Genomic DNA, 14,058 nt, shown 5'->3' with positions numbered 1-14,058 from the left:
GGCGGCGGGCCTGAGCACACGGCGGCAGACGACAGACGGCAGACGACAGACCGAACGCGTCGCCGGCCCACGCGAACCCCCGCCCCGCCGGACCCCGAAGCACCCCGGTACCCTGCGTTGCCCCCGACCGTCGGGGGCCGCCTATTTCCGCTCGGGAGTCCCCCATGGCCATCAAGAAGGCCACGATCCAACAGCAGGTGGCGGAAGCCATCGCCCAGGCCAACCCGGCCGACCGTCCCCTCGTCGTGATCCAGGCCGTCGCGGGTCCCAGCGTCTGGCTGATGAGCATGCTCGGCCTCATCGGCCAGGCGTTCCTCACCTACTACTTCATCACCGTGACCGAACAGGCCGTGGTGGTTCACAAGGCCAGCCGGATGAGCAACCGTCCGCAGGAGATAGCCTTCGCGGTCGCCTCGGACCAGGCGGCGAACCTGGTCTCAGAGATCAACCGGAACGCGGTGTGGAGCAACTTCCGCATGCAGTTCCCGGGTCAGCAGAAGCCGACGCGGATGAACGTCCACCGCGTCTGGCGCAACGAAATGGACCAGCTCCTGGGCCACCTGACCGGCCAGCCGGCCGCCTGACCCACCCCGCCGGCGCCGGCCTCCCCACCGGCGCCGGCGCCCCGGGAAGCCGCCTCGCACGTCTGACCGAATTCGCATCCTCAAAGTTCGGGCTGCCGTGGGGCCCCTCTACCCTGACCAAGATCATGGGGGTGGGGATTTGAGCAGTACCAGTGGCAAAGACCTGGAGATGGATCCGGTCGCGGTCAAGAACATCACGGACGGCCTGCGTGCCGCGATCGGCGAGCTGCGCGAGTTCGGTGCGGCAGGACCGGCATCCATGGGCGGGGGGTTCAAGAGCCTGGCGATGACCGGCATGGAAGCCGGGCATCCGCAGGTCACGGACGTCTTCCAGGAACTGTGTACGCGCTGGGAGTGGGGTGTTCGCGGGCTCGTCCTGAGTGCCAGCAGTCTGGCGAGTGACCTGGGGATCTCCGCGGGCATGGTCTGGGAGGAGGACCAGTACCGGGAGGGCACGTTCAAGGTCGCGGTCAACTCCGTGGTCGGCAACCCGCACGCGGACGAGGACGAGACCGAACGGAAGTCCTGGGACGAGATCAAGGCGCCGTTCCGTCAGGAGACCCCGGAAGAGGCCCAGAAGGCCCGCAACGACTTCCAGCAGACGTGGGACCAAGCCAAACAGGACGCGATGACCAAGGGCTTCACCGGCCAGGTGGTGGAGCGCGTGGCCGACCACACCGGCATGGACCGCGAGACCCTCGACCGGGCGCGCAACCGCGCGGCCGAAGGTGACCGCTGATGGGGCGCGACCTCGACGGCTGGCTCGACCGCGGCGCCGAACTCATCGGCGACGGCGTCGAATGGGCCGGCGACAAAGCGGCCGACAAGCTGGAGAAGATCGGCTGGCGTGACGGCGCCAACGCCGTCCGCGGCGGGGCGAACGCGGTCGCCAACCGGCTCGGCGCCGAGGTCGGGGAGGTCGAGCTGGGGGAGACCGACGATCCGAAGAAGCTGATCCACGGAAGCGCCTCCAAGCTCCGCGCGACGGCCTCCCACCTGAGCGACTTCCAGGCAGCCTTCGACCTGACCGGCGAGGGCCTGAAGGGCCTGGACGAGGACGGCATCCAGGGCGCGTCGGCCGAGGCCTTCCGTGCGAAGGCCCAGAAGCAGCCCCCGAAGTGGTTCGCGGCGGCGGACGCCTTCGAGACCGCGGCCGGCGCGCTGAACCGGTTCGCCGACACGGTGGAGTGGGCGCAGGGCCGGGCCCAGGAGGCGCTCGACGAGTACAAGACCGCCGTCAAGACGTCGGTCGCCGCGCACGACGCGTACAACAAGTGGGTCGATTCGTACAACGCGGCGGTCCGCGCCGAGCAGGACCCGCTGCCCGCCCGCCCCATGGGCTTCACCGACCCCGGCGCGGACGGCATCAAGGCGGCCCGTGAGAAGCTGGCCGAGGCCCGCCACCAGCGTGACGAGGCCGCCCGGTCGGTGGTCAAGGCGCTGGAGACGGCGCGGGACGCCGCGCCGCCGATGCCGTCCGCGGCCATGCAACTGGCGTCCGAGACCCTCCGTATGGGCGTCGACCTCCAGCACGTGGGCGGGGGCGTGGTCAAGGGCGCGGCGGGCGCGATCAGCTTCTTCCGCGCGGTCGACCCCGACGACCCGTACAACCGCATGCATCCGACCGAGTACAAGATGCGGCTCAGCGGCCTGGGCGTCGGCCTCATGACGATGGTGAACGACCCGGCCACGGCCGGATCGCGCATGTACGAGCAGTTCATGAAGGACCCCGGCGAGGGCGTGGGCAAGTTCATCCTCGAAGCCGCCGGGACGAAGGGCGTGGGCGCGGGAGCCAGCGCAATCAGAAAGGGCGCCACCCTCGGCCGGCTCGCGAACGGCGAACTGCCGAAGCCACACCTGCCCGACGCCCCCGACCACAAGCACTCGGCCCGGGAGAACCTCAATGAGGACAAGCCCGGCAACTCCCGTGAGCAGGACTGCAAGACCTGCGTGGACGACCCGGTCGACGTCGCGACGGGCCGGATGCTCCTCCCCCAGACCGACCTCGTCCTGCCGGGATCGCTCCCCCTCGTCCTCGCCAGGACCTTCGAGTCCTCGTACCGTTCAGGCCGCTGGTTCGGCCCCACCTGGGCCTCCACCGTCGACCAGCGCCTGGAGATCGACCCGCAGGGCGTCGTCCTCGTCCAGCCCGACGGCAGCCTGCTGGAGTACCCGCACCCCGACCCGGACGGCGCACCCGTCCTCCCCACCCTGGGCCGGCGCTGGCCCATGACCCGGGACACCGACGGCTGGTACACCGTCACCGACCCGGAGACGGGCCACGTCCGCCACTTCTCGGACAACGGCCTCCTCCAGCAGATCGACGACCGCACCGGCGCCTGGATCGCCTTCTCCTACGACGAGCTGACCGGCGCCCCGCTCACGATCTCCCACAGCGGGGGCTACGAGGTGCGCCTCGCCTCCTCCGAGGGCCGGATAACCGGCCTCTCCCTCGCCGACGGCACCCAAGTGCTCCGCTACGGCTACACGGACGGCCACCTCACCGAGGTCACCAACTCCTCCGGCCTGCCACTGCGCTTCGGCTACGACGCCCTGGGCCGGATCACCTCCTGGACCGACACCAACGACCGCCACTTCGACTACGTCTACGACGCCCAGCACCGCTGCATCGCCCAGTCCAGCACGAACGGCCACCTCAACGTCCGCTTCACCTACGAGGACGGCGTCACCACCCGCACCGACTCCCTCGGCCACCGCACCCAGTACCTGATCAACGACCGAGCCCAAGTCACCGCGGAAATCGACCCGACGGGCGCCGCGACCCACTTCACCCGCGACGCCTACAACCGTCTGCTGACGCGTACCGACGCCCTCGGCCACACGACCCGCTTCGCCTACGACGAGCAGGGCCGCCTCACCACCGTGGTCCGACCCGACGGACGCGAGATCCGGGCCGAGTACAACGCGCTGGGCCTGCCGCTCCAGGTGATCCAGCCCGATGGCCGGGTCTTCCGTACGGCCTACGACGCCCAGGGCAACCGCACCTCGACCACCTCACCGGCCGGCACCACGACCCGCTTCACCTACGACACCCGCAGCCACCTGTCCTCGGTGACGAACGCGCTCGGCCACACGACCTCGGTCCGCTGCGACCCCGCGGGCCTGCTCCTGGAGACCGTCGACCCCCTGGGCGCGAGGACCCGCTACACCCGGGACGCCTTCGGCCGGCCGGCCACCGTCACCGACCCCCTCGGGCACACCACTCGCCTCACCTGGAGCGTCGAGGGCCGCCTCCTGCACCGGGCCAACCCCGACGGCAGCACGGAATCCTGGACGTACGACGGCGAGGGAAACTGCCTGACCCACACTGACGCGACAGGCGGTGTGACGGTCTCCGAGTACGGCGACTTCGACCTCCTCACCGCCCGCACCGGCCCGGACGGCGTCCGCCACTCCTTCGACCACGACACCGAACTACGCCTCACCCGGGTCACCAACCCCCAAGGCCTGACCTGGACCTACACCTACGACCAGGCCGGCCGCCTCGCCACCGAGACCGACTTCGACGACCGCACCCTGACGTACGCGTACGACGCCGTGGGCCGCTTGGCATCGCGCAGGAACGCCCTGGGTTCGACCACCACGTACGAGCACGACTCCCTGTCCCGACTCCTGCGCAAGGAGACGGCGGACGGCATCACCTCCTACGAGTACGACGTCTTCGGCGAGCTCGCCCGGGCTGTCTCCGCGGACGGCACCACGCTTTCCCTGCTCCGGGACGAAGCCGGTCGCCTCGTCTCGGAAACGACGGACGACCGCACCGTCTCCTACACCCACGACGCCCTGGGCCGTCGCACCGGTCGTACCACCCCCACCGGGGCGCGGTCCGAGTGGACGTACGACCCTGCCGACCGCCGCACCCAGCTCACCACGTCCGGGCGCACGATCACCTTCGAGCGCGACGCCGCCGGCCGCGAGCTCACCCGCACCATCGGCCCGGACCTGGCCCTCCTACAGGGTTACGACCCCCTCGGCCGCCTGACCGACCAGCACCTCGTCGGCCAGGACGGCCGCACCCTCCAGCGCCGTGGGTACAGCTACCGCGCCGACGGATCCCTCACCGGAATCGACGACGCCCTCGCCGGTCCGCACACCTTCACCCTGGACCCGGCGTCCCGCGTCACCGCGGTCGACGCCGCCAACTGGTCGGAGCGCTACGCCTACGACGAGGCGGGCAACCAGACCACCGCCTCCTGGCCTTCCCGCCACCCGGGAGGCGAGGCCCGGGGCCCGCGGGAGTACCAGGGCACTCGCATCACCCGCGCAGGCTCGATCCGCTACGAACACGACACCCTCGGCCGCGTCATCCTCCGCCAGCAGACCCGCCTCTCCCGCAAGCCGGACACCTGGCGCTACACCTGGGACGCGGAAGACCGCATGGCCTCGGTGACCACCCCCGACGGCACCGTCTGGCGCTACCGCTACGACGCCCTCTCCCGTCGCACGGCCAAGCAGCGCCTCACCCCGACCGGCGAGGTGGCGGAAGAGGTCCTCTTCACCTGGGACGGCACCACCCTCTGCGAAGAAACGGCAGGCCCGGTCACCCTCACCTGGACCCACGACGGCCTGCACCCCCTCACCCAGGCGGAAAGCGTCCTCGGCACGACGGACACCCGCTTCTTCGCCATCGTCACGGACCTCATCGGCACCCCGAAGGAGCTGGTCGACGAATCAGGGGAGATCGCCTGGCGCGCCCGCTCCACCCTCTGGGGCTCCACCACCTGGACCCGCAACGCCACCGCCTACACCCCCCTGCGCTTCCCGGGCCAATACTTCGACCAGGAGTCCGCCCTCCACCACAACTACTTCCGCACCTACGACCCCGAAACAGCCCGCTACCTCACCCCGGACCCCCTGGGCCTCACCCCGGCCCCCAACCCGGCCACCTACGTCCACAACCCCCACACCTGGTCCGACCCTCTGGGGCTGGCTCCCGAGGGCTGCCCAGAGGAGCCGGTCACGCTGTACCGGACCCCCAAAAAGGGAAACAAGGCTCTAGAGGCGAACGGACTCGATCCCTCTCTTCACCCAGCAACCGAAGGTGGCCCTGGAACGGCCTATCTGGCAGAAAGCGAAAAGGTCGTACAGAGATACGCCGAACAGGGAATCATGGAAGATGGATACTACGAATGGGTGATGAGACCGGGATTTTTGGAAGCGTTTCCACCAAACGGGCATCCCGGCGGCCCTAAACTCAGAATCCCGCATGACGGTCGACCGAATGAATGGCAGTGGGTTATCGATCAGGCCGACATTCCTCACTTCAATTCTTTCATCCAGGATAGGAAGTGGATCCACTTCTATCAAGGGTACCGCTGGGAGGACTGACTTCATGCGTAATACATAACACTGTCGCCCACCTGGAAGCTGATTATTCACATGGAGGCAAGCATGAACCTTGAGCCTGGTCAGGTGTGCAGGGGGGTAATTTCCGACGTTGATGATTTTTGCTTGACCGTCACCCTCGAAGGGGGATTCCGCGGGAAGGTCTCTGCAGCCAATCTTTCGTGGGCGAGAGTAGATCATCCATCACAAGTCGCCGGTATCGGAGAGGAGGTCACGGTTGTCTTCATGAGTTTCGACTCGGACCGAAACAATATCTCCCTCTCCATTAAAGAACTCACCGTCGACCCGTTTGTCGAATTTGCGCGTACACAGCTGGGAGAGGTCCACAGAGGGCGCGTCGCAAAAATTACCCCCATCGGGATTTTCGTGCGCCTTTCGTCGGAAATCGAAGGCCTTCTGCCGAGTTTCAGGTCAGGCGACGCCAGGGCAGTTAGCACCGAAATCGGAGATGAAGTTGCAGTCAGAGTTGATTACATCAACCTCCAGCGTCGCCAAGTGCGCGTTTCGCTGGTCAATGGCACGAACGAAGAACAGCAGATTCATCCGCGGTGAGCAGGTTTATACCCAGCGGGGCGTAGCTCGCTCAGACGGTTGCGGCATTTGACCACTGATGCCCTCCGCGGTGGCATCGACAGCGAACAAGGAGAAGCTGAGGGAATACGCCCACACGCTGGAGAGACTGATCTACAAGGGGTGCGTCTGAATGTCGACACCAGGCCGGCGCCGAACCCTCATGAAAGCTGGCGTGAGCAGGAAACGTGAGCGCGAGCGCACTCTCGAAGACCTCGAAGGGGAGTACTGGCCTGAGCCGCCGGCAGAGTCGACGGGTCTGGTCAAGGCCGTCCACAGATTGCGGCGGCGCCCCCTCGGGGAGCTGACTGCGTACGAGCTGGGACGACTTGTCAGGCAGGACGTGGGCCTCCGCTGGACGCTTCCAGCGGCTCTTGAGATTCTCCGCGCCACGGCTCCGGAACAGAGCAGAGGGGGCTTCTATGACGATGATCTGCTGTCGGCGGTGCTCACCCGAAAGGCAGTGGTCTGGGCCGCGCACCACGACTTGGCGAGAGAGATGCGGGAAATCCTCGATCTCCTCTCCGACCTTTCCCCGTGCATCGAACGCGATGTGGAAAAGTTCCTGGAGGCTTCCACAGGGATCGGGTGACGCCACCGCCCGCGCCGGCGCCGCCGCACATCGGGCGAAGCGGCAGCAGAGGAGCTGGCCTCCGGCGGGCTCGCCGCGCTGCCCGCAGGGGATCCCGCCCGCGGCGGCTACCCGGCCGCGCTGGATCGGTTTCGGCTCGCCGTAGGGGCCGAATGGGGGAACGCGCCCGCGCCTCACGGCGGCGCAGCCGGAGTACATGCGGGTGGCGGCGGCGCGCGTGCACGCCCCGAGCGCGGCACGGCAGCCGCCACCCCGCGACCCGCACTCGTCAAGGCGTGCCCTTGGCGTCCCCTCGCGTCGAATCGCTCCACACCAGGGTGATCACAATGTGACGGATCGTCAACACCTCGTTAGAGGTACACGCGCGGTTCCCGCCCGGGAGTGTGAACCTGCGGCGGCCCGTCCGAGGCGCAGTCGCCCGCCGCTTTCTCCGCGCGGTCGATCTCGCACCAGATCCGTTTGCCCGCGCCCTCGCGCTGCCAGCCCCAGCGGTCCGCCAGGCCGTCGACCAGTTCCAGGCCCCGGCCGCCCGTGTCGTCGCCGGCCGCCTGACGGCGGGCCGGGGCCCGGTCGCTCGCGTCGGCCACCTCGACCCGTACGCCCGGCTCCCCGAACAGCATCCGCAGTACGGCCGGACAGCCCGTGTGCACGACCGCGTTCGTGACCAGCTCGGAGATCAGCAGGATCAGCGTCTCGGCGAGCGGCTCATCGTCCCCTATGCCGGACCCCGCCAGCCGGGACCGCGCCCACCGGCGGGCCCGGCCGACCTCGGCGGGATCCGGACCTACTTCCAGCTGAACCTGAAGCACCTGCACCGCTCACACCATCCGAACCGGCGGACACTTCGCCTCGCGACAGGATGGGATCACCCAGTGTGATCCCCTTGCGGAGCAGCATGGTTGACATACAGTCACGACAACAAGCGCTTCGGGCATATTCCCGCGCGAAGGACTGGGCGTGGTGCATACTGTGCGACGCCTGCGCCGCTCAACCGCTCGCATTCGTGGGAGCGTACCGGAGCAGGCACCCCGCTCCGGTCCGTAATGCGGCGGACGAAGGACACAAACCGATATCAACTCTCTGTAATCGGACATGCGTCCCGCGTCGTCACCGCCGCACCCTCCTCCCGGCTCCCCGTCACAGCGCGCTATGACGACGCCGCGCCCCACCGAGCCCCACCCGGGCCCGCCGAGGCCCCCCTTCACCCAGCGTCTCCGCCCCGCCCCTCGGCCCCCAGCGGTTCCGCCCCAGCGGCCCCCAGCAGTTCCGCCGCCAGCAGCTCCTCCGCCTCCGCCCCGGTCCGCCACTGCTCCGCCCGCACCCAGGCCCGCTTGAGGTGCAGGTGCACATCCGCCTCCCAGGTGAAGCCCATGCCGCCGTGCACCTGGAGGCAGTCCCGGGCGTTGCGCACCGCCGCCTCGTCCGCCAGCAGCTTCGCCCCGGCCGCCTCGCCCGCGTCGCCCGTCACCGCCGCCGCGTAGACCGCCGTACGGGCCACCTCCGCGCGGACCAGCATCCCCGCGCACAGGTGCTTGACCGCCTGGAAGGCCCCGATCGGCTGCCCGAACTGCTCGCGCTCGGACGCGTACCCCACCGCCAGCTCCACCGTGCGCAGCGCGCTGCCCACCTGGAGCGCGGCCGTCAGCAGCGCCCCGGTCTCGCGGTACGCCGTGCAGTCCGCGTACGAGGACACGCGGTGCAGCGGTGTCAGCGGGTCCGCCGAGCGCACCGGCTCCCCGGCCGGGACCCCGGCGGCACCCAGAACCGCGTCCGCCTCCCCCAGGACCGCGTCCGCCTCCCCCAGGTACGCCACCAGCCGGCCCCCGAGGTCGAAGGCCGTCACCACGGCGGTCCCCTCCGCGGCCCCCGGCACCACCCCGGCGGCCAGGTGCGTGGCGACCAGCGGCCCCGGCAGCAGCGCCCGCCCGGCCTCCTCGAAGACGAGCACCGCCTCGGGGAGGCCGAGCCCCACGCCCCCGGCGGACTCGGGCAGCCGCAGCGCGAAGAAGCCCGCCTCGCCCAGCTCCCGCCACAGGGCGCGGTCGACCACGGCTCCGCTGTCCACCGACTCCCGCAGGGCCGCGCGCCCGTACCGGCCCGCCAGCAGGTCCCGTACGCCCGCCCGCAGGGCCCGCTGGTCCTCGGTCGGCTGGAAGTGCATGGCCCTCACCGGCCCTTCGGGAGGCCGAGGATCCGCTCGGCGACGATGTTCCGCTGGATCTGCGAGGTGCCCGCCGCGATGGTGTAGGAGAGCGAGGAGAGGCGGTCCAGCGCCCACTCCTCCTCCAGCGAGAGGCAGGCGGCCCCCAGGACCTCCGCCGCCGCGTCGTACAGCTCCTGGCGGGCGTGCGAGTAAGCCAGCTTGAAGACGGAGCCACCGATGCCGGGGACGCCGAAACCGGAACCGCCGCTGCCGGAACCGCCGCCGCCAAGGACTCCACTGCCAGGGACGCCACTGCCGGAACCACCACCGCGACCCCCGGCGGAGCGCTCCGCCTCGCTGACGTTCCACTGCGTCAGGCGCCACAGCGCGCCGAACTCCCCGTACAGCCGCCCGAGCCGGCGGCGCAGCACCGGATCGTCCCAGCGCCCGTTCGCCTTGGCCCTGCGGGCGAGCTCGCCCAGCGTGCGGCGGCAGGCGACGACCTCGCCGACGAAGGCGGTGCCGCGCTCGAAGGACAGGGTCACCATGGTGACGCGCCAGCCGTCGTTCTCCGCCCCGACCCGGTGGGTGACAGGGACGCGCACCTCGTCGAGGAACATCTCCGCGAACTCGGTGGACCCGGCGAGCGTGCGCAGCGGCCGGACCGACACCCCGGGGGCGTCCATCGGCATGGCCAGCCAGGTGATCCCCCGGTGCTTGGGGACCTCCGCGCTGACGGGCTCGGTCCGCACCAGCAGCTCGCACCAGTCGGCGACCTCGGCGTGCGAGGTCCAGATCTTCGACCCGGTGATCACGTACTCGTCGCCGTCGCGGACGGCGCGCGTGCGCAGCGAGGCGAGGTCGGAGCCCGCGCCGGGTTCGCTGAAGCCCTGGCACCACACCTCGTCGCCCCGCAGTACGGGCGGCAGCCAGCGCGCCCGCTGCTCCGGCGTGCCCTCGGCGGCGATGGTCGGGCCGGCGTGCAGCAGTCCGACGAAGTTCGCGCCGACGTACGGGGCCCCGGCGCGTTCGGTCTCCTCCAGGAAGATCAGGTGCTGGGTCGGGCCGGCCCCGCGCCCGCCCGCGTCGACGGGCCAGTGCAGGCCCGCGTACCCGGCCTCGTACAGCCTGCGCTGCCAGCCGAGGTCGTAGGCCCGCCGCCCCGGCCAGTCGTCCGGGGAGGGCCGGGCGGGCAGCTCGGGCAGCGTCTTGGCGAGCCATTCGCGCAGGCGGGCGCGGAAGTCCCGCTCCTCCTCCGTGTACGTCAGGTCCATCAGCGGTCCTGGTCCAGGGACAGGCCGAGCATGCGGATGGCGTTGCCGCGCATCAGTTTGTAGACCGTCTCGTCGTCGAGGCCCTTGACGTGGTCGAGGGCGACCTCCTTGGTGTGCGGGAAGGTCGAGTCCACGTGCGGGTAGTCGGTCTCGAAGGTGGCGTTGTCCCGGCCCACGACGTCGAGCGAGGCGATCCCGTGCTTGTCGCGGAAGAAGCAGCAGAACATCTGCCGGTAGTAGTACGTGGACGGCGGCTCGGGGATCAGGTCGCGGACCCCGCCCCAGGCGCGGTGCTCCTGCCAGACGTCGTCGGCGCGCTCCAGGGCGTACGGGATCCAGCCCATCTGGCCCTCGCTGTACGCCAGTTTGAGCGTCGGGAACTTCACCAGCACCCCGCTGAACAGGAAGTCCATCATCGAGGCCATGGCGTTGTTGAAGCTGAGCGAGGCCTGTACGGCGGGCGGCGCGTCGGGGGAGGCGGCGGGCATCTGGGAGCTGGAGCCGATGTGCATGTTGACGACCGTGCCGGTCTCCTGGCAGACGGCGAAGAAGGGGTCCCAGTACCCGGAGTGGATCGACGGGAGTCCCAGGTAGGTGGGGATCTCGGAAAAGGTGACCGCCCGGACCCCGCGGGCCGCGTTGCGCCGGATCTCGGCGACGGCGAGGTCGATGTCCCACAGCGGGATGATGCACAGCGGGATCAGCCGGCCGCCGCTGTCGCCGCACCACTCCTCGACCATCCAGTCGTTGTAGGCCCGTACGCAGGCCAGCGCGACCTCCTTGTCGTGCGCCTCGGCGAAGGTCTGCCCGCAGAACCTCGGAAACGTCGGGAAGCACAGGGACGCCTCCACGTGGTTGAGGTCCATGTCGGCCAGGCGCGCCTTGGGGTCCCAGCAGCCCCGGCGCATCTCCTCCCGCGTGATCCCCTCCAGGGTCATGTCGTCGCGGTCGAAGCCGACGGCGGCGATGTTGCGCTTGTACGGGAACTTGAGGTCCTCGTAGATCCACCAGTCGGTCGGCGGGCCGTCGGGGTCCATGGAGATCACGTACTTGCCGCCGGTGTACTCCAGCTCACCGATGCCCGCGGTGAGCGCCTTGGGGCCGCGGTCGCGGTACTTGGCGGGCAGCCAGACGTCGAAGAGGTGGGCGGGCTCGATCACGTGGTCGTCGACGCTGATGATCCGAGGCAATTCCAGTTCCATGACCGTCTCCCCAATCTGATGGATCGTCAGAAACAAGCTAGCCCCGCCACCTCTGGACCGGCAAGCGTCGGCGCCCTACGCTCTCCGCTTGATCTGACTATCCGTCAGCAAATCGGCCAAGGGAGGTCCGGGATGACGGACACCGCGACAGAACTGAGCCGGTCCGCGACCCTGTGGGAGCTGATCGCCCGCAGGGCCGCGCTGACCCCGGACACCACCGTCCTCATCCAGGCCGCCGACGAACCCCCGGCGGACCCGTCGACGGACCGCCGCCTGACCTTCGGGCAGCTGCGCGACCGCGCCGAACGCGTCGCCGCGGGCCTCCACGGCATGGGCGTCCGCCCCGGCACGGTCGTCGCCTGGCAGCTCCCCACCCGCATCGAGACCGTGCTGCTCACGGCCGCCCTCGCCCGCATCGGCGCCGTCCAGTCCCCCGTGATCCCCTTCTACCGGGACCGGGAGGTCGGCTTCGCGCTGCGCGAGTCCAAGGCCGAGTTCTTCGCCGTACCGGGCGTCTGGCGCGGCTTCGACCACACCGCGATGGCCACCCGCCTCGGCGCGCGCGGCGTCTTCGAGGCCTACGAGGACCTCCCCGAGGGCGACCCCGCCGTACTCCCCCCGCCGCCCGCCCGCGGCACCGACGTCCGGTGGATCTACTGGACCTCCGGCACGACCTCCGACCCCAAGGGCGTCCTGCACACCGACCGCTCCCTGATCGCGGGGGGCTCCTGCCTCGCCCACGCCCTGCACCTCACCCCGGCCGACGTCGGCTCCATGGCCTTCCCCTTCGCGCACATAGCCGGGCCCGACTACACCGTGATGCTGCTGCTCTACGGCTTCCCCGCGGTCCTGTTCGAGAAGTTCGCGATGCCCGGCGCGCTGGACGGCTACCGCCGCCACGGAGTCACCGTGGCCGGCGGCTCCACGGCCTTCTACTCCATGTTCCTGGCCGAGCAGCGCAAGACCCCGGACGTCCCGCTGATCCCCACCCTGCGCCTGCTGGCGGGCGGCGGAGCCCCCAAACCGCCGGAGATCTACCACGCGGTCGTCCGCGAGCTGGGCTGCCAGCTGACCCACGGCTACGGCATGACCGAGGTCCCGATGATCACCATGGGGGCCCCGGACGACACCGCGGAACACCTGGCGACCACCGAGGGCCGCCCGCCGGCCGGCATGTCCATCCGCATCACGGCCCCAGACGGCACCCCCCTGCCCCCGAACACGGACGGCGAGGTCCGGCTGCGCGGCGAGGCCGTCTGCCAGGGGTACCTGAACCAGGACCGGTCCGCCGAGGTCTTCGACCCCGACGGCTACCTGATCACCGGCGACCTGGGCCACCTCACCGGGGACGGCTACCTGGTCCTGACCGGCCGCAGCAAGGACGTCATCATCCGCAAGGGCGAGAACATCTCGGCGAAGGAGATCGAGGACCTGCTCCACCAGCTCCCGGGCGTCGCCGACGTGGCCGTCATCGGCCTCCCGGACGCGGACCGCGGCGAACGCGTCTGCGCGGTGGTCGAACAACCCCCGGGAGCCGCCCCCCTGACCCTGCCCCAGGTGACCGCGCACCTCCGCGCTCAGGGGCTGGCCGCCCACAAACTCCCCGAACAACTGGAACTCCTGGAGTCCCTCCCCCGCAACGAGGCCCTGCGCAAGGTCCTGAAGTACCAACTCCGCGACCGCTACGCCTAGGCCTTGCGGGCGCCTCGGCGGTGTCCGGGTTCGGCTGCGCCCGGGCTCCTGGGGCTCCGCCCCAGACCCCGCGCCTCAAACGCCGGCGGGGCTGGATCTGCCCTGGCTTTGCCCTGGCAGGGTGGGGTTCGGCTGCGCCGGGGCCTGGTCGGTGGGGTCGGTCCGCGGTGCCGTGTGCCCTGCGGGCGGCTCGGCCGGGGTGGGCTCGTCGCAGCGGGGCCCCGTCGGTGGGGTCGGTCCGCGGTGCCGTGTGCCCTGCGGGCGGCTCGGCCGGGGTGGGCTCGTCGCAGCCGGGCCCGGTCGGTGGGGTCGGTCCGCGGTGCCGTATGCCCTGCGGGCGGCTCGGCCGGGGTGCGCTCGTCGCAGCCGGGCCCCGTCGGTGGGGTCGGTCCGCGGTGCCGTATGCCCTGCGGGCGGCTCGGCCGGGGTGCGCTCGTCGCAGCGGGGCCCCGTCGGTGGGGTCGGTCCGCGGTGCCCCTCCGGGCTGTCTCCTCGGCTCGCGCACTGAGCCCCCGCTATGACCCCTCGGCCCAGGTTGCGCGCTCGTCCTGCGGGGACACCCCTGCGCGGCACCACTCCCCTCCACCCCGAGTCCCCAACAACCGCCAGGCCTAGCTTCCGAAGCCGCGGCGTG

At 70.4% G+C, this 14,058-nt stretch carries 10 protein-coding genes; 6 read left to right on the top strand and 4 right to left on the bottom strand.

Going from position 1 to position 14,058, the window contains the following annotated elements; translation table 11 throughout:
* Window positions 1-164: 164 nt before the first annotated feature.
* The 5 genes from AB0D94_RS25085 to AB0D94_RS25065 all read left to right on the top strand — a co-directional run bounded on the left by AB0D94_RS25085 (window position 165) and on the right by AB0D94_RS25065 (window position 7,113).
* Window positions 165-584, top strand: coding sequence for a hypothetical protein (locus tag AB0D94_RS25085; RefSeq protein ID WP_362055754.1), 420 nt, complete (start codon window positions 165-167; stop codon window positions 582-584).
* Window positions 585-723: 139 nt separating this feature from the next.
* Window positions 724-1,323 (top strand): hypothetical protein, encoded by a 600-nt coding sequence (locus AB0D94_RS25080; protein WP_362055752.1) that lies wholly within the window; start codon window positions 724-726, stop codon window positions 1,321-1,323.
* Complete coding sequence (locus tag AB0D94_RS25075) at window positions 1,323-5,933, top strand: putative T7SS-secreted protein (protein WP_362055750.1); 4,611 nt, start codon at window positions 1,323-1,325, stop codon at window positions 5,931-5,933. The genes AB0D94_RS25080 and AB0D94_RS25075 overlap by 1 nt, the downstream gene beginning before the upstream one ends.
* Before the next feature lie 63 nt (window positions 5,934-5,996).
* Window positions 5,997-6,503, top strand: coding sequence for a S1 RNA-binding domain-containing protein (locus tag AB0D94_RS25070; RefSeq protein ID WP_362055748.1), 507 nt, complete (start codon window positions 5,997-5,999; stop codon window positions 6,501-6,503).
* Between the two features lie 193 nt (window positions 6,504-6,696).
* Window positions 6,697-7,113, top strand: a complete 417-nt coding sequence (locus AB0D94_RS25065) for a contact-dependent growth inhibition system immunity protein (protein WP_362055745.1) — start codon at window positions 6,697-6,699, stop codon at window positions 7,111-7,113.
* A gap of 350 nt (window positions 7,114-7,463) precedes the next feature.
* Here AB0D94_RS25065 and AB0D94_RS25060 read toward each other — a convergent pair whose 3' ends face one another.
* From AB0D94_RS25060 to AB0D94_RS25045, 4 genes are all read right to left on the bottom strand, one after another.
* Complete coding sequence (locus AB0D94_RS25060) at window positions 7,464-7,928, bottom strand: ATP-binding protein (protein ID WP_362055743.1); 465 nt, start codon at window positions 7,926-7,928, stop codon at window positions 7,464-7,466.
* A 386-nt stretch (window positions 7,929-8,314) separates the two neighbouring features.
* On the bottom strand, window positions 8,315-9,274 hold the full coding sequence (locus AB0D94_RS25055; RefSeq protein ID WP_362055741.1) for an acyl-CoA dehydrogenase family protein: 960 nt from the start codon (window positions 9,272-9,274) through the stop codon (window positions 8,315-8,317).
* A gap of 5 nt (window positions 9,275-9,279) precedes the next feature.
* The gene (locus AB0D94_RS25050) at window positions 9,280-10,530 is read right to left on the bottom strand and encodes an acyl-CoA dehydrogenase family protein (RefSeq protein ID WP_362055739.1); all 1,251 of its coding nucleotides are present in this window, start codon (window positions 10,528-10,530) and stop codon (window positions 9,280-9,282) included.
* Window positions 10,530-11,732 (bottom strand): amidohydrolase family protein, encoded by a 1,203-nt coding sequence (locus AB0D94_RS25045; RefSeq protein ID WP_362055737.1) that lies wholly within the window; start codon window positions 11,730-11,732, stop codon window positions 10,530-10,532. Before AB0D94_RS25045 ends, AB0D94_RS25050 begins: the two co-directional genes overlap by 1 nt.
* A 132-nt stretch (window positions 11,733-11,864) precedes the next feature.
* On the opposite strand from AB0D94_RS25045, the gene AB0D94_RS25040 reads away from it, so the two are divergent.
* Window positions 11,865-13,424, top strand: coding sequence for an AMP-binding protein (locus AB0D94_RS25040; protein WP_362055735.1), 1,560 nt, complete (start codon window positions 11,865-11,867; stop codon window positions 13,422-13,424).
* Window positions 13,425-14,058: the final 634 nt, after the last annotated feature.

The organism is Streptomyces sp. NPDC048255 (assembly GCF_040652415.1).
Classification (GTDB): domain Bacteria; phylum Actinomycetota; class Actinomycetes; order Streptomycetales; family Streptomycetaceae; genus Streptomyces.
The sequence above is the reverse complement of the archived record's forward strand: the minus strand, read 5'-3'. Positions and strand labels throughout refer to the sequence as shown.

Excerpts from the sequence above, each read along its gene's own strand:
- AB0D94_RS25085 (WP_362055754.1), top strand. The coding sequence starts at position 165 with ATGGCCATCAAGAAGGCCACGATCCAACAGCAGGTGGCGGAAGCCATC.
- AB0D94_RS25075 (WP_362055750.1), top strand. The coding sequence starts at position 1,323 with ATGGGGCGCGACCTCGACGGCTGGCTCGACCGCGGCGCCGAACTCATC.
- AB0D94_RS25070 (WP_362055748.1), top strand. The coding sequence starts at position 5,997 with ATGAACCTTGAGCCTGGTCAGGTGTGCAGGGGGGTAATTTCCGACGTT.
- AB0D94_RS25055 (WP_362055741.1), bottom strand. The coding sequence starts at position 9,274 with ATGCACTTCCAGCCGACCGAGGACCAGCGGGCCCTGCGGGCGGGCGTA.
- AB0D94_RS25050 (WP_362055739.1), bottom strand. The coding sequence starts at position 10,530 with ATGGACCTGACGTACACGGAGGAGGAGCGGGACTTCCGCGCCCGCCTG.
- AB0D94_RS25045 (WP_362055737.1), bottom strand. The coding sequence starts at position 11,732 with ATGGAACTGGAATTGCCTCGGATCATCAGCGTCGACGACCACGTGATC.
- AB0D94_RS25040 (WP_362055735.1), top strand. The coding sequence starts at position 11,865 with ATGACGGACACCGCGACAGAACTGAGCCGGTCCGCGACCCTGTGGGAG.